A 15599-nucleotide genomic window follows, 5' to 3' on the forward strand; every position below is an offset into this window, starting at 1 on the left:
ATCTTATAAAAGATAGGTACTTCACTAAAACTATCATAAAAATATGGCAAATTGTTGACACAAAAAAGCCAATCATACTATGGCTAGTACCATTGGCTTAATGATTCAAATGAAGAGTCAGCGCAACATTAAAAGACTTAGGTGTTAAGGTTGACTCAACATGACCGTATTGAATATTTGAACGGCAGGGGTTTAATCTTCTAAGCTCTAACGCTCGGCGGTAACTTAATGGTCAACGTAGCGCTAACTTCATCACTATCATTAAGCAAGTCCATGACCAGCTCTTCATCACTTTCCGTCTTGACCTGCCAGTTGCCAGTCGCTTGTGGCACACCTGTCACCATGACAGAGATTGCTTTGTTTTTCAGGCGAATCATGGGCGGTTTATGCTCATAGCCATTATGCTCTAGACCCAATACATCATCGGCAATGGTAGCAGCCTGCGCGCGTAATGGAGCGACGTAACGACACGGCACGCCATCGATAGACATGCAGTCACCAATCGCATAAATATTGGCTGTACTGGTACGCAATGTTGGCGCATCTACCACGATACCAGTACGGCGATTGAACTCGACGCCAGCAGCAGCAGGCAGCTTATCATCGACCGTCAGACCTGTACTGGCAATCACATGATCTACGATGAGCGGTTCAATTGGCTCAGCATTCATACTGTTTGATGCTGATGCTAGGGCCTCATAAGTGACTTGTAGTTTTCCATCACTATCATCACTGATACGAGTAATACCAGATACTTGATAACCCCCTAAAAAGTTAATCCCTTGCGACTTGACCGCTTGGGCGATACGAGCCGTCGCTTTTGGCGGTAGCATTTGTGATAGTGGCGCATCGTTTAAATCAATGAGCGTCACCTGATGACCAGCTTTAAGTAGATCTTCTGCAATCTCCGTACCGACCATACCCGCACCGACGATAGCGACGTGCTGACTGCCAGTGGCTAGCTTTTCTTGCAGCTGTCCAAAGCGCTCAATATGATTAACATGCCAGACTAAATCCTCTGGCAAGCTTTTTGGAAAGATAGGATGCGCACCCATCGCCAGTACCAACTTACCATAACTGATCGTGGCATAATCCGTGTTGGCTGGATCTGAGCGCAGTGCAGAGATCAATTGCAACTGTTGAGTGGTCGTATCAACATCCGTAACCTGCGTGTTGGCAAGTAGCTTAACGTTTGCAGCTTCTGCAGCATCAACACCAGTGGCTCTGACCAAATCTGCCGCACTTTTCTTTTGGCTAATCGCCATAGTCAGCATTGGTTTATGATAACGATCGCCACTGTCAGCAGTTACCAACGTAATTGGAATGTCTTTGTCTTTTGCACGAATGGCATCAATCACATGCCAGCCTGCCAAACCTGCACCAATAATGACGATACCTTTAGATGATGCTACTGATGGATTTTCTACACTCATATGAACTCCAATACGGTTTATGAATTATTTTAATTATCAAAAACATTGACCGCTATTGTATCAGTAAACAGCCATGCACTCATCTATCCAAAACTCACTTAATTAGTTAATATCGAATTCCATGCGATGTGCTGTTGCACGCATGGTTTCACTATCTATTAGTTTTTCGATACAGTATAGACTTGCATGGATGCCTGCACTTATTCCCGCTGATGTGACAATATTACATGTATCATCACTGGCATCTACAAAACGAATATGAGAGATCACATCGATATCAGGATAGGATGCTAAATTATCCAGATCCATCCAGTGCGTGGTTGCTGACCTACCAGCCAGTAAACCTGCTTCTGCCAATAGTAAAGCTCCAGTACACACTGAAAGTGTAAGCTCTGCCAAGTTTGCTTGAGTCTTGATCCAATCAATCACTACTTTATTAAGTATTTCTATTTTTTCAGCACCATAACCACCAGGGACTATTAATACATCAATGTCTGGATGGTTGATAAAATCATAATCAGGAATAACTTGTAGACCATTCCTAGCAGATATTGGCGCTTGGTTCTCAGCTATAGTGATAACGTCAAAATACTTACTGTTAGCAGCATTTTTAGCTAACGAAAACACCTCAAAAGGTCCTGCAAAGTCTAATACTTCTACTTCATTAAACAGTAGTATGCCAACAGTTCGCTTTAACATCATAGTCAATCCTAATTAAGTTGATATCATTAAGTAAAATTAAATCCGTCAATATCATAAACACTATCTTCTCAAACTTGTCTATCCAATGAGCTTAGCCATTTCATCTGCCTTTTCTGTTTGCAGTCGCCCTAGTCCTGCGATTATGCCTGCTCTATTTTCAGCAGTCTTATTTTGACTAAGTTTAAACTGTGCTTGAACATCCGTGATATTGATGCGAATACCAACAATCGCTCGACAAAGTGCTTGAATGTAGTTTTCTGGCGCATCATCAAGTGACCATGGAATAGGTTGATTGGCTTCAAAATCTGTGGTTAGCTTCGTTAAGATTTCAATCAGCATTTCAGGCTCAGTTATCAGGTGAACTAATCCTGTGATATGCACGCTACGATAGTTCCATGTGGGTACTTCTTTATGAGTTATTGATTTACTTGGATACCAATTGGGACTGATATAATGACCAGCATCTTGAAATATAACCAGCCATGGTGCATCAATATTGTCATTATTGTTCAAAGTATTTATTTTGGCAATGTGCCCATATAGACAACCGTATTGACTGCCATCATCTTGCCAGTACATCGGAATATGGCAAGCATCTAGTCCTGTATTCGTTTTTACAATGACAGTCGCCTGAGGCTGCTCTTTGATAAAGGCTTTTATAGCCTCAAAGTCTTCCTCTTTAAATGCTTTGGGGGTGAACATCATAGGCTCCAAGTCGTTTTTCAAATAGCTATACAAAAGAAACTGAATACAAAGCGCCCCATTAAAGATAGTGTTTAACTGTCTTTAATAGGGCGCTTTGTATAACCATTAGCAGTGGAAAGAAAAATAAGTTTTAGAACATGTCTTTATGTTAGAAACAGAGCTATAAATAATCGTAAATCAGAATCTATTTAATGATTCAAAATCTTCGATAAGAACTGCTGTGCACGCTCACTTTTCGCGCCTTCAAAAAACTCATCCTTACTACAGTTCTCAACGATATGACCTTCATCCATAAAGATAATACGATTGGCTACCTGACTGGCAAAACCCATTTCATGCGTCACACACATCATCGTCATACCATCACGAGTCAGCTCTACCATCACATCGAGCACTTCTTGAATCATTTCAGGATCGAGTGCTGAGGTTGGCTCATCGAACAACATTGCTATGGGATCCATCGCAAGCGCACGCGCAATGGCGACTCGCTGCTGTTGACCACCTGATAGCTCAGCAGGATATTTATTGGCTTGAACGGTCAATCCTACTCGATCTAAATAAGCCATGCCTTTTTGCTTGGCTTCCGCTTCTTTGCGGCCCAATACTTTGATTTGCGCAACCATTAAATTATCAATGATAGTCAAATGAGGGAATAGCTCAAAATGCTGAAACACCATGCCGACACGGCTACGTAGCTTAGGTAAGTTGGTTTTTGGATCACCGACAGAAATACCGTTGACCATGATATTACCTTTTTGAAAGGGCTCTAGCCCATTCACGGTCTTGATCAAGGTCGATTTACCACTACCCGATGGACCACAGACTACGACGACATCACCTTTATGGACATGAGCGGTACAGTCAGTCAATACCTGAAAGTCGCCATACCACTTGCTAACGCTATCTATCTCAACGACCATCTCATTGCTAGCATGACCACTGTCTGTGACCAGTCCACCAAAGTCATTTATAAACGTTTTAGCATTATTCATCGTTGGCTCCTAGCCTTGTTCTTAATCTTGCCAAATTGCATTCAATCAAAATATAGTCAATCCTCTATAAAAGAGTGACCGCGTTAACCTCGCTTGAAGTATTACATATACATCTGCACTCGGTTGCCTTGTCTCTCTTTTAAACTGAATCAACGATACATTAATGACAAATGCAGTTAAATTTTGAAAGCATTAGAGCCAATCAAATAATGATGCATTGATCGACTCTAACGCTTAAAAGTCCTTTATTAAAACCTTAACCTTTTCTGTACGCGTTGTACGCCTACCGAAGCTGCCAAGCTCAAGACAAAATACACGGCACCAGCGCCCAAGATATAAGGCGTCAATAGACCCATTAGCTCACCACGTACGTATGCCGCTCGGAAGAAGTCGGTCAGACCAATAGCGAATACTAAGGTCGTATCTTGGAATAAGATAATACACTGCTGCAAAATTAATGGCAGCATCTTGCGAAAGGCTTGTGGCAAAATCACCAGACGCATCGTCTGCCCATAAGTCATGCCTAGCGCTTTAGCTGCATTAACTTGACCACTACCGATAGATTGAATACCCGCACGGACGACTTCTGAGAAGTAAGCCGCTTCGAACATCATAAAGGCGACAACACAAGAGGCAAAGGCAGCATCTAGTTGTAGATACTTACCCGCTACCCAAAAATAAATCATCGGGACGGCAAAGTAAAACCACAGTAGCACCAACAGTAACGGCACGGATCTAAAATAATTAACATACAGCTTGGCGGGAATCTCTAACACTTTGATACCTGACAAGCGCATGAGCGCTAATACAGTACCTAAGCTGATACCACCGATAATAGCCAAAAACAGGACTTTTAGCGTGGTAATCATGCCACCCATTAAGCCTGGATACGCGGTCGCAAGTTCGGTCATCATATTCATTTCTGACTCCCTGCGATAAGCCCTGGTACTCTTAATTTACGCTCGATCAGACCCATAATAGCGATGAGTGAGAGATTGAAGACGAGGTAGATAATCGTCGCATAAGTATAAATCTCAAGGCTATTCTGTGTGTATTCGCTGATAGTTTTGGTTTGACTGATGAGCTCCATGACGCCGACTAATGAGGCGACAGAGGCGTTCTTAAAACAGTTGGTCAGCTCAGAGCTAAGCGGCGGTAAGATAATACGGAATGCTTGTGGTAGCAGTACTTGCTTATAAGCTTGCGGAATAGTAAAGCCTAGTGCATACGCTGCGTTTATCTGTCCTTTTGGTAGCGACTCGATACCCGTACGTACTTGCTCTACGATACGAGCTGCTGTAAACAATCCTAAACCAATACTGGCTGAGAGCATCGCGGATGTATTCGGTGACAGATCTCTAAACCACCATTCTTGTAGCGCTGGTGTCAACCAACCAGGTGCCACATAAAACCAAAAAAATAGCTGCACAAGCAGCGGAATATTACGAAAAAAGGTCACATAAGCGGTGCCAATGCGACGAGCTGTTTTGTTAGGTAAGGTACGCATAATACCGAAGACAGTACCGACGACCATCGCAATGGTCCAAGCAATACTACCAATCAGTAATAACCAGCCAAGACCAGTAATCATCCAGTGGATATACAGCTCGTTGCCAATACCCGTATGCTCAAAGAGCACACCCCAGTTCCAGCTATAATTCATGATTGTCTCTCCGAACAGCGATTGAAAAACTTACGTGTCAGATGAGCGATAAGTTCGATCTGAACACGTAAGCAAGCTAGATTGAAGGACAAATACTACTGTGCTGCTGCTACTTTTGGCTGATCGCTATCATGCGGATTGGCGATAAGTGCTTTTAGGTTGTCTGACATCTCAAAGTTCAAGTTGACGTTCTTTGGTGGAATTGGGTTTAAGAACCACTTGTCATAGATGCTATTGATTTCGCCTGAGCTAAAGGTTTTGTTCAGCGCATCGTTTACAACTGTTTTGAATTCAGGATCGTCTTTACGCATCATACAACCATAAATCTCAAACGATTGCGGCGTACCAACGATAACCCATTCATCAGGATTTTTAGCTTTGGCTTTTTCGCCTGCTAGCAATACATCATCCATCATAAACGCATCAGCGCGACCACTTTCTAACATCAAGAAACCTTCGCCATGATCTTTAGCAGAGATGATATCGGTATCCATTTTCTTCTCGTCGTTGTACTGACGAATATAACGCTCTGATGTCGTACCAGCGGTAGTCACTAGTCGCTTACCTTTTAGGTCTTCAAAGTCATTGATACCAGAATCTGCTTTGGTCAATAGACGGGTGCCAATCTCAAAGAAACCATTAGAGAAAGCCACTTGCTCTTGACGTTCGACGTTATTGGTCGTTGAACCACACTCAAAGTCGACCGTACCATTTTGGACCAAAGGAATACGAGTTTGTGAGGTGATTAGGTTATAACGAACTTCTAGATCTGGCATGTTGAGTTTTTCTTTAATACCCTCAACCACTTTCATCTCTAGATCATGTGCATAGCCCATAGGCTGATTAGGATCATCGGCAACATATGAAAAAGGAATAGAAGAATCACGATAGCCGACAACGATGGTGCCAGAGTCTTTAATTTTTTGTAGCGTACCATTCATGGTTTCTGTCGCTGCTGCATCATCTGCTGGCGCGTCAGTGCTAGTGTCGCTGCTGTTATTACAGCCTGTTAGGCCTAATGCCACTAGAGCAGCTAAAGTCAACGGTTTAGAGAAGAAGTAAGTCATGAAGAACATCCTTTATCACATTATTACGAGATTTAATGAGTGTTGGACAACATAGTGCTTATTGCCTAACCTAGTTACCATGTATCCATACAGTTGTTGCTGTTGTTTATCACAATGCAACTGAATGTTACTGTACAACAAATTTAATGCTGGTAGTAAACTTTTTTAATAAAGGATTCATTTTTTCACATATGCATGTTTCAGTAGGTGCATGAAATCTCATCACTGTCATATACCTATAGGCATGTCGGTCAAGACGATTAATTTTTATAGATTCATCCTAACGTTATGCTATACAGATAATACCTACGAGTGGTTTTCTTATATCAAAATTATGTATATTTGGTCATATTTAAACTGACGATAAACCATAAATATGTGCAAACTGTATGAGAGAAATGATTGATAAATCACGATGAATCCCCATAAAGCAAACAACTTCTTAATACTACACATGACCTATGACACAAGACACTCAAGCCCCAAATACGGACAGCCAAGCTGCTAGCAACCACCATGACAACGACGTGCGCCAACGCTTCTTTATCGAAGACTCTCCCGTACGTGGTGATGTGGTGCGCCTATCACGCAGCTACGCGAGCACGATTGCGCAAAAGCCTTATCCCGAAGCCATCAAACGCTTATTGGGTGAAATGTTGACCGCTGCCAGTTTGCTCATCAGTACCGTTAAAATAAATGGTCGTTTGTCCATTCAGTTGCAATCATCAGACAGCGACAGCTTGCTCAACTGGGCAATGGCAGAGTGCGATCAAAACGGTGTCATCCGTGCGCTTGCCAGCTGGAAAGCTGAGACGGATGAGCAAGTACAAGCGTGGGACAATATGATCCATGCCAAAGAAGCCTTTGCTGAACTAGGTGAACCGGGACAAGGCGTATTGTTTATCAATATTCAGCCTGAAGGTGGCGAGCCGTATCAAGGCATCGTTGAGCGCAGCCATGACAATTTGGCTGACTGCTTGGCACATTATCAAAAGCAATCGGCACAGATTCCAACGTTGATTAATTTGGCGTCTGATGGCCTACAAGCGGGTGGTATATTGGTACAGATGCTGCCTCGTACTGCCGCAGAGACTTATGAAGTCGAGCAAAACGAAGATGCTGGTATCGATGATGATTTGTGGATACGTCTGTCTGTATTAACGCGTACGGTCAAGGCCGAAGAGCTGACAACCCTCGATGCTAACGAGATTCTCTATCGCTTGTATCATGAAGAAAACATCGTGGCACCTGAACCTGCCCCGTTATCATTTGGTTGTACCTGCTCACGCGAAAAATGTGAGATGGCCATTGAGCAAGTTGGCGAAGCAGAGGCATTAGATATCGTCGAAGAGCAAGGCGGCACGTTTGAGATGGATTGTGGATTCTGCGGTGAGGTCTACAAATTCAATAAGAGTGATGTGGCAGCAATATTTGCTGAATAAGTTTTCTTACTTACTATAAATTAGCCTTTATAGAAATACAAAAACCCCTCAAGTGTAATGCTTAAGGGGTTTTTTGTTTTTAAATCATAAAGAGAGATAACTATTTTGATGTTGAACTGTCTTTAATCTTGATGCCATTTTTCCATGTAATCAATCGCCATGGTGTTGATTGCCTTCCAGTTTGAAAGATTTTTTGCGTCAAAGTGGATCAGAATATTATTGTTATAAACAGGATGTAGGTACTCCATTTGACAAAGACTGTTCTGGTCTTCATTTTCCGCTATCCAACATCGAAAAGTAGAAGGAGAATTTGGATAAACATGTCCTGTATAAGATAAGGTTGAATCATCACTAATATCGACATAGGCTTCTAAGTTGAATTTATCTTGGGTAATATCTCTATGATTCGATTCCTTTATAATTTCAACTCTCGTAGGCATATCGTTGCCTACAATTCCTGAACCTATCGCTGTCCAGTTAAATCTTATGATATCGTCGTCATGTTCCAAAACGTTTGGGTCTTTGTCATTGTTGTTTAGCCCTCGACCACTAGGCCAGAAAAAATAGCTAAGACCCATATCCGTCTCAAAACTAGCATAACTACCTGTATCTGGTCTGACAATATGGTTTAAGGGAATGACATAATTATCACCATTTACATCTACTTTAATTTGAGCGTTAGGGTCGTGTACATTTGGCTTAGCACAACTAGTGATTATGAGTGCGCCGCCTAACAGTAAAGACAAATTTCTCTGTAGTACTTTCTTAAAAGACAAAAACGTCATTGCGCAGTACAGATAGCGTAGATAACTCGAAATAATACCCATAGTTCTCTACACCGCCACATCCCAACTCCTAGGATAAGAATATATCCGATCTTCACCGGTATAGTCACGTTGACCATTATCTAATAACCACGCAACCACTTGCTCACGCACTCTTCTGCTATTGATTAAATTCATATGGCTCACACCATAAAACACTGCTTTATGACCATCTGGCACAAACAGCGTATGCTCAGTATCATCTTCACCTAGCGCAGAGGCTACTGATACAAGACCATCACCTAACAAGTCTGTCATCTTAGAATCGTAATGCGTCTCGACTAAAGCACTGGCGACAAAGTAGGTTTTGATACCACTGGGCAAACCGGTAGGATGGCGAAAATCTTGCGGCAAAACACTGCGACCTTCTAAAGACTTCCAATCAACATCACGAATACTACCGTGGCGCAAATCGATAATGCCAGCACTGCGCATGTCACCTAGCTTTGCAAGCGAACCTGCAAACGGTAGTTTAGCGATGATTTCTTGCACATAATTACCAATACGTTCGAGCACGGCACCATGGTGTGGCGAGCCTAAGGTGATGAGATTACCGACTCGCTTCACCCAATCTAAATGATCTTGTTCACCATAAAACAGCGCACTGCGAGAGACCAAACCGCCCATACTATGACCAACCAAATCCATCTGACTGATATTAGGGTTATCATCGACCAACTCTTGCAATATTCGGCAAAACTTACGACCGCTGCGTGAGATACGCCGACCCGTATTATAATCAAGATATAGCACCGTGGTATCAGGCTGGCTAAGACTAATCGCACTACCAAGACCATTACCCTCTTGTGATTGCCAACTCAAATGGCTCATGCATAGACCATGACATAGGATGACCACGCGCCCTGATAGTTTTTCACGTTCTGGCAGTTTTCCATGTTCTGACAGTAATTCACATTGCGGGTTGCCGTCTTTATCGTACAACACCATCGGGATGGCGAGCGGGTTTTGGCTATTGACCAAATGATCGCCCATGACGCCATTTAATACATTGACCAGTTTTTTTAAGGACTCAGGCAATGGCTGAGATGTCTTTTGCATAATGATGTTTTTATATACTCTGAGCACCGATGCCAGATTATTACCCACCATCAGCATGACATGACGTATCGTGCCATAAATGCGGCCAGTGATACCGCGCTGCCACTTGTTTAGATGGTTTTCGTTAAAACGACCTAGAGGGCGCAAAATCACTTCGCGGTGAATGGCTTCTACAATATCAGTCACCTCTACCACACCAACCGTTGCAAGCTGTGCTAAGCCTTCAAAAAAATCCGTCAAAGACACGGGTTTCGTTACCGTTTCTTGACTACCATCGGCCAATAGTTTGACCAACTCATCCACGTCAATGGCTTCAAGTTGGTCTATCTGCTCGTACAAATCACTGTGCAGTGGCTCGCTGTTGTCTGGTATAAAATGTGCTTCAAGTTCGTGTCGGATAGTATCACTGTTGTCACGACCAATGCTATCGCTTACACGATCTTTATAACGCAAATTTGGAGGGTTCATCATGTTGCTCATAGCGTTCATTGTGTTGGCACATTTAGCGAAAAGGATAGTTTTCTATACTAATCTTTAAACAGCGTAAATAGAAGAAATCATTGGATTTTGAAGTGTATTAATTGTTAGGAAATATTGTTGGAAAGGATTGATAGACAGTTGATGTTGCTTGTTTTTTTAATGTAGCCCGCGAACTGCTAAACCGCTACGGTGTTACCTTCTCTAGATGTTCTACTTGTACAATCTGCAGTCGGCTGCCTTGTACCCACTTTAGAGTTCTTTGACTATGCCGTGCCCAAACACAAAAATCTCAAGCCATCGCTTGAGATTTTTTTTGGTAAAACGCTTAGGGTCTGTTACCAGCTCGATATGGCACGAATGATTTACGAGAACGATTCTGCCAGTATCACATCACCATCATTCTTAGTAATCATGACCGTAGCAGATCTCGGCGTGCTACCACCTTTGACCGCACCCCAAGCATTACCAGGATGTTGAATATTAATAAATAAGGTTTTAAAATCTGGTGTCATGGTAATACCAGTCACTTCACAGCCTTCAGGACCCACAAAAAACCGCTTAAGAGTGTCATCAGTCGCTGCCAAGCCCATACGGGTCTCTTGCCCTGTCGAGGCTGACTTTATCGTTCCATCATTCACTTTACCAGGCAGTGCAGCCAAAAGCATGCAGTTGGTCGTGTCTGTATATGCACCATCATCTGTTTGAATCCACAATACGCCGCGTGGATCAAAAAACAAACCGTCTGGCGAAGACAAATCATTATTGGCATTCAATCCAGATAAGTTTTCTGCAGACTTGTCACTAGGGGATGCAAATAGGTAGATATCCCACTCAAAACTGGTCGCAGCATGGTCGCCATTTGTTTCGGCCCAGCGGATGATATGACCATTATCATTACCAGCGGCTTTACCGTTCACATTATAACTGCGAGGATTACTGGCTGATACAGGCTGATCGTCATCGACGCCGCGGTTTTTATTATTGGTCAAAGTCACATATACTTCGCCAGTAATGGGGCTAACAGATACCCATTCAGGACGATCCATCTTAGTAGCACCCAACACATCGGCAGCTGCACGTGCAAAGACTAGTACGTCATCTTGACCATTAAACGGCAATACACTGTTGGTATTGTCCAATCCATTTTGACCATAAATCAACGGCTGCCATGTACCACTACCATCTTCATTAAAGATTGCCGTGTACAGCGTGCCTTCGTTCATGTATTTGTCACCCGCTTTTAGGCCACCACCGATATCGCTTTTAGACCACTTAGCTTTTGACACGAACTTATAAATATACTCACCACGTGAGTCATCACCCATATAAAACACAACAGGGCGACCTTGCTTAACAGGTGCAAACGCACAGTTTTCATGAGCGAAACGACCCAAAGCTGTACGCTTTTGCGGCATGGCATTTTTATCAAACGGGTCAATTTCGGTGATATAGCCAAAGGTATTAAACGCATTACGGTAATCATCAATGGCTGTTTTACCTGCAACGGTCATATTCCAGCGTGCGAATTCATCTGCCATGGTAGCGTCTGCTGCTTTTGGTGTATGCCACAAGTAACCCCACGTAGCATGGTCTTCTTTTGCGCCATAACGCTCGCGGCCATAATTTTGGGCAGCACTTAGTTGGCTGGCATCTTTACCGCGTGCAAACACCCCTAAGAAATTCTCCTCGGTGGTCAAATAAGTACCCCAAGGCGACAATCCTGCCCCGCAGTTGTTATTGATACCACGTGTCTTCAGGCCAGTAGGGTCAAATTTAGTCTTGACCAAATCAGATCCTGCAACAGGGCCAGTGAGCTGTGATGGAGTACTACTAGTGATGCGGCGGTTATATTTAGAGTCTCGAACCATCTCGTAACCCTTACCACTAACGCGGCGCTTCATCTCAACCACCGCCACCCCATGACAATTTACCTCGCGGCGCACATCAGTAGCACGGCGAACTTCTTGAAAAATAGGCTCAGCATTGCTGTCTTTTTTTACATCATAGCCAAACGGACTTAATTCGGCGCTGTTCACGTATTCATGATTCATGACTAGCAAGCCGCTTTCAGAGGCTTTGACATCGTAATTATTACCTGTTTTGCCAAAAAACCACATGCCATCATGATTGTCACCCATGCGCCAATCAAATGATTCAGCAGATTGCTCACGGTTGTCTTTCCAATCCTCGATACCCGACATGAGCGGTGTGCCCAGTGGCAATATCATTTCTGCCTTGTATCCTTCAGCCACGCTCATTTCTGCTGCGGTCGAATGCGCCACGGCGGTGAACTTTAATGTTTCTGGGCGGCTTCGATCACCGTGTGCTGGTACAGCGGCATCATCGCCACTACGGATAGTCATGGTGCTATTGGCGTCTTTAGTATGACCAACTAGTGGCAATGTACCAAAAAAGGCGGCAGCGGTTAATCCTGTACCACCTTTCAATAAACTGCGGCGGTTTAAGCGACGACTGATAATGGTTTGAAAATCCATATTATTGGTAGGATTAGAATCTTCAACGACTTCATGAGCGAGATTTTGCTTATCATTTATTTGATTGTTGTTTGATAGAGTCATTATCAGTCACCTTGCTATTCGGCTGGATTGTCATAAAAAGAGTAGTGGTACCGTGGTTAGTGGTACCAAAAAAATATGAAGTAGCCGCTATCTTACTCAGCATTTATGACAATACGTTGAATATTAGATGACGGTTTGATGACACCGTCATAATGGTATGACTCTAATCACAAACATTTAATAATAAAAAGTGAAGAAAAAATTTTATTAATAAACCATGTATTTTCGGTAATCTCATTTGATAGTATATTTTGTCCATGATATAAAACAAAAAATCCCAAGTCATGACTTAGGATTTTTTAATAGCAGGGGTGTATTGAAAGGTTGCGTTGTAAAGAGGCAGTTACTCTACTACTGCTTGCCACTCATGAGCGCCTAGCTTAAGTTTTAATGCATCACCTGCGTGCAATATGCCAACACCGCTTGGGGTACCAGTCATAATCACATCGCCTGCTTGTAGGCTAAAAGCATGACTGATTTCGACCAGTAAATCATATACAGGAAACAGCATCAAGGCACTGTCACCATCCTGCGTCAGCGTATCGTTGATATACAACTGGTACTCTACGTGACTGAAATCACCAAAGGCCTCTGGGTCGATCCAATCTGCTAACACACACGCACCATCAAAGCATTTTGAGCGCTCCCACGGCTGGCCTTTTTCTTTAAGTTTACTTTGCAAATCGCGTAACGTTAAATCCAACCCAATTGTCAAACCACCAATCGCTTGCTTGGCTTGCTCAATAGTAGCCGCAGATAGATCTGCTGATAACTGAATACACAGCTCTGCCTCATAGTGTGTATCACCATAGGTTTCGGAGTTTGGACGCAGAACGGTTTGGTTGGTCGAGTGATGAGCAATGGTCACCACTGATGAAGCAGGCTTCATAAATAATATAGGTGTTTTAGGCACTTCGTTGCCCAGTTCGTGGGCATGCGCGGCATAGTTTCGGCCAACGCAAACCACTTTACCAATCGCAGTAGATGACTGACTCATAATAGCTCTCACAATGATTATTATTGTTGACAGTTATAAGCCTTTCACACAAAGATATCAATAGCCATTACGTGCAAAAAACAGTAAATATAGAGTTTACTTTAGAACCTATGGAATCGTACTGGTCATCACATCTGGTGGTACATAACTTGTGTGGCGATTCATTCTTTTTTCAAACAATCTAAAGCTAAACAAAATCACCCATGACAACAGCAGATACACAATACCAGCGGCGAAGAACAACTCCATCAAGGTATAAGTACGTGCACTAATCGTACGCGCAACCCCTGTGATATCCATCAAGGCAATGGTAGATGCCAATGCACTGCCCTTGAGCATAAAGATGACTTCGTTACTGTAGGCTGGAATCACAATACCAAAGGCACGAGGCAACGTAATACGCGTCAGCTTCTGCCACTTTGACATGCCAATCGCATCAGCCGCTTCCAACTCACCAACAGGAATGGTCTGAATGGCACCGCGAATGATTTCTGCCAAATAAGCACTGGTATTTAGTGTGAAAGCAATAATGGCACACCAATACGCTTGGCTAAGTACGGGTTCCCATAAAAATGACTCACGTACTGCCTCGAACTGACCCAAACCATAATAAATCAAAAATATCTGTACCAGTAGCGGCGTGCCACGGAAAAAGAAGATATAAGAAAAGGGTAATATTTGTACTAGCCAGCTCTTTGACAAGCGTAGCTGCGCTAAAATTAAACCAAAAAATAGGCCAATAATACCGGAGACAACGACCAGCTGTGCGGTCAACACAGCGCCCTCTAATAGCTCAGGAATATTATCAAAAATGACCTGCCAATTCCAATCCATAGTATCTCTCCCCTTATCCTATGGTCGATTGACGATGAGTGGACTGACGGCTCAGCTTTTTAGCATAGCGTGCTGCTGGATTGGCGCGCCATTCAAGCCACATCATAAAGCCAGTAATCAGCATGGTCAGACCCAAATAAATAATCGCTGCTGCCATATAAAAAGTAAAAGGCTGCTGCGTTGATTGAGCGGCACGTGATGATTGATACATAATGTCTTTGAGACCCACGACCGATACCAATGCGGTATCTTTGAGTAAGACCAAAAACAAATTGCCCAATCCTGGCAACGCAATCTGCCAAACTTGTGGCAAAGTGATGCGATAAAACGTCTGAAAAGGACGCATACCAATCGCTTGCGCCGCTTCACGTTGTCCGATGGGTATCTCTTGAATCGACATACGAAAGATTTCAGTCGCATAAGCGCCAAAAGCAATCGATAGCGCCATGACGCCACCCCAAAAAGCACTAATCTCAACATATTCGTTATAGCCGAATTTTTTGAGAATCGTCATCAGCAGTATCGAGCCGCCATAATAGATGAACAGCACCAATAGCAACTCAGGGATACCACGCATCGTCGCCGTATATACCGTCGCGAGCTTACGTAGCAGCCAGACATTAGACAGCTTAGCGGTCGCACCAAGCAAGCCCAAAGCCATACCAATAATTAAACTGGTCACGGCAAGCTTGATGGTGACGGTAGCGCCGCTCAGTAGTAGCGCGCCAAATCCTTGTAAATCAAACACAATTATCCACTCTGTCTCTTTATATTAGCAATTTGCAAAATATGAGTTAAAAGAATCAGCATCAATAGCTGAGC

At 43.1% G+C, this 15599-nt stretch carries 14 protein-coding genes; 1 reads left to right on the forward strand and 13 read right to left on the reverse strand.

Going from position 1 to position 15599, the window contains the following annotated elements; all coding sequences use genetic code 11:
- Nucleotides 1–200: 200 nt before the first annotated feature.
- The 7 genes from IPZ60_RS00520 to IPZ60_RS00550 all read right to left on the reverse strand — a co-directional run bounded on the left by IPZ60_RS00520 (nt 201) and on the right by IPZ60_RS00550 (nt 6562).
- Nucleotides 201–1433 carry an FAD-dependent oxidoreductase gene (locus IPZ60_RS00520; protein ID WP_194195948.1) on the reverse strand — a complete coding sequence of 411 codons (1233 nt, stop codon included), beginning with the start codon at nt 1431–1433 and terminating at the stop codon, nt 201–203.
- A 102-nt stretch (nt 1434–1535) separates the two neighbouring features.
- Nucleotides 1536–2135 carry a DJ-1/PfpI family protein gene (locus IPZ60_RS00525; RefSeq protein WP_194195949.1) on the reverse strand — a complete coding sequence of 200 codons (600 nt, stop codon included), beginning with the start codon at nt 2133–2135 and terminating at the stop codon, nt 1536–1538.
- Nucleotides 2136–2213: 78 nt separating this feature from the next.
- Entirely contained in the window at nt 2214–2840 is a 627-nt protein-coding gene (locus tag IPZ60_RS00530) for an FMN-binding negative transcriptional regulator (RefSeq protein WP_194195950.1), read from the reverse strand.
- A gap of 188 nt (nt 2841–3028) precedes the next feature.
- Nucleotides 3029–3760, reverse strand: coding sequence for an amino acid ABC transporter ATP-binding protein (locus IPZ60_RS00535; RefSeq protein ID WP_194196339.1), 732 nt, complete (start codon nt 3758–3760; stop codon nt 3029–3031).
- Nucleotides 3761–4080: 320 nt separating this feature from the next.
- Nucleotides 4081–4752, reverse strand: a complete 672-nt coding sequence (locus IPZ60_RS00540) for an ABC transporter permease subunit (protein WP_194195951.1) — start codon at nt 4750–4752, stop codon at nt 4081–4083.
- Nucleotides 4749–5495, reverse strand: coding sequence for an amino acid ABC transporter permease (locus IPZ60_RS00545; RefSeq protein ID WP_189582821.1), 747 nt, complete (start codon nt 5493–5495; stop codon nt 4749–4751). Before IPZ60_RS00545 ends, IPZ60_RS00540 begins: the two co-directional genes overlap by 4 nt.
- 95 nt (nt 5496–5590) lie before the next feature.
- Nucleotides 5591–6562 carry a glutamate/aspartate ABC transporter substrate-binding protein gene (locus IPZ60_RS00550; protein ID WP_110921781.1) on the reverse strand — a complete coding sequence of 324 codons (972 nt, stop codon included), beginning with the start codon at nt 6560–6562 and terminating at the stop codon, nt 5591–5593.
- A gap of 461 nt (nt 6563–7023) precedes the next feature.
- On the opposite strand from IPZ60_RS00550, the gene IPZ60_RS00555 reads away from it, so the two are divergent.
- Nucleotides 7024–8004 carry an Hsp33 family molecular chaperone HslO gene (locus tag IPZ60_RS00555; RefSeq protein ID WP_194195952.1) on the forward strand — a complete coding sequence of 327 codons (981 nt, stop codon included), beginning with the start codon at nt 7024–7026 and terminating at the stop codon, nt 8002–8004.
- A gap of 122 nt (nt 8005–8126) precedes the next feature.
- Here IPZ60_RS00555 and IPZ60_RS00560 read toward each other — a convergent pair whose 3' ends face one another.
- The 6 genes from IPZ60_RS00560 to IPZ60_RS00585 all read right to left on the reverse strand — a co-directional run bounded on the left by IPZ60_RS00560 (nt 8127) and on the right by IPZ60_RS00585 (nt 15525).
- Complete coding sequence (locus IPZ60_RS00560) at nt 8127–8831, reverse strand: hypothetical protein (protein WP_194195953.1); 705 nt, start codon at nt 8829–8831, stop codon at nt 8127–8129.
- A gap of 6 nt (nt 8832–8837) precedes the next feature.
- Nucleotides 8838–10358, reverse strand: coding sequence for a GPI inositol-deacylase (locus IPZ60_RS00565; protein ID WP_227669163.1), 1521 nt, complete (start codon nt 10356–10358; stop codon nt 8838–8840).
- A gap of 371 nt (nt 10359–10729) precedes the next feature.
- Complete coding sequence (locus IPZ60_RS00570) at nt 10730–12946, reverse strand: PhoX family phosphatase (protein ID WP_194195954.1); 2217 nt, start codon at nt 12944–12946, stop codon at nt 10730–10732.
- A gap of 343 nt (nt 12947–13289) precedes the next feature.
- Nucleotides 13290–13943, reverse strand: a complete 654-nt coding sequence (locus IPZ60_RS00575) for a fumarylacetoacetate hydrolase family protein (protein ID WP_194195955.1) — start codon at nt 13941–13943, stop codon at nt 13290–13292.
- A 108-nt stretch (nt 13944–14051) separates the two neighbouring features.
- On the reverse strand, nt 14052–14777 hold the full coding sequence (locus IPZ60_RS00580; protein WP_194195956.1) for an ABC transporter permease: 726 nt from the start codon (nt 14775–14777) through the stop codon (nt 14052–14054).
- A 13-nt stretch (nt 14778–14790) separates the two neighbouring features.
- The gene (locus IPZ60_RS00585) at nt 14791–15525 is read right to left on the reverse strand and encodes an ABC transporter permease (protein WP_194195957.1); all 735 of its coding nucleotides are present in this window, start codon (nt 15523–15525) and stop codon (nt 14791–14793) included.
- Nucleotides 15526–15599: the final 74 nt, after the last annotated feature.

This window comes from Psychrobacter sp. NG25 (assembly GCF_015234355.1).
Taxonomy (GTDB): domain Bacteria; phylum Pseudomonadota; class Gammaproteobacteria; order Pseudomonadales; family Moraxellaceae; genus Psychrobacter.

What these genes read in the sequence shown, in the direction of transcription:
- IPZ60_RS00555 (WP_194195952.1), top strand. Translation starts at nt 7,024, where the DNA reads ATGACACAAGACACTCAAGCCCCAAATACGGACAGCCAAGCTGCTAGC.
- IPZ60_RS00545 (WP_189582821.1), bottom strand. Translation starts at nt 5,495, where the DNA reads ATGAATTATAGCTGGAACTGGGGTGTGCTCTTTGAGCATACGGGTATT.
- IPZ60_RS00520 (WP_194195948.1), bottom strand. Translation starts at nt 1,433, where the DNA reads ATGAGTGTAGAAAATCCATCAGTAGCATCATCTAAAGGTATCGTCATT.
- IPZ60_RS00565 (WP_227669163.1), bottom strand. Translation starts at nt 10,358, where the DNA reads ATGATGAACCCTCCAAATTTGCGTTATAAAGATCGTGTAAGCGATAGC.
- IPZ60_RS00535 (WP_194196339.1), bottom strand. Translation starts at nt 3,760, where the DNA reads ATGGTCGTTGAGATAGATAGCGTTAGCAAGTGGTATGGCGACTTTCAG.
- IPZ60_RS00530 (WP_194195950.1), bottom strand. Translation starts at nt 2,840, where the DNA reads ATGATGTTCACCCCCAAAGCATTTAAAGAGGAAGACTTTGAGGCTATA.
- IPZ60_RS00525 (WP_194195949.1), bottom strand. Translation starts at nt 2,135, where the DNA reads ATGATGTTAAAGCGAACTGTTGGCATACTACTGTTTAATGAAGTAGAA.
- IPZ60_RS00575 (WP_194195955.1), bottom strand. Translation starts at nt 13,943, where the DNA reads ATGAGTCAGTCATCTACTGCGATTGGTAAAGTGGTTTGCGTTGGCCGA.
- IPZ60_RS00540 (WP_194195951.1), bottom strand. Translation starts at nt 4,752, where the DNA reads ATGAATATGATGACCGAACTTGCGACCGCGTATCCAGGCTTAATGGGT.
- IPZ60_RS00560 (WP_194195953.1), bottom strand. Translation starts at nt 8,831, where the DNA reads ATGGGTATTATTTCGAGTTATCTACGCTATCTGTACTGCGCAATGACG.
- IPZ60_RS00550 (WP_110921781.1), bottom strand. Translation starts at nt 6,562, where the DNA reads ATGACTTACTTCTTCTCTAAACCGTTGACTTTAGCTGCTCTAGTGGCA.
- IPZ60_RS00580 (WP_194195956.1), bottom strand. Translation starts at nt 14,777, where the DNA reads ATGGATTGGAATTGGCAGGTCATTTTTGATAATATTCCTGAGCTATTA.
- IPZ60_RS00570 (WP_194195954.1), bottom strand. Translation starts at nt 12,946, where the DNA reads ATGACTCTATCAAACAACAATCAAATAAATGATAAGCAAAATCTCGCT.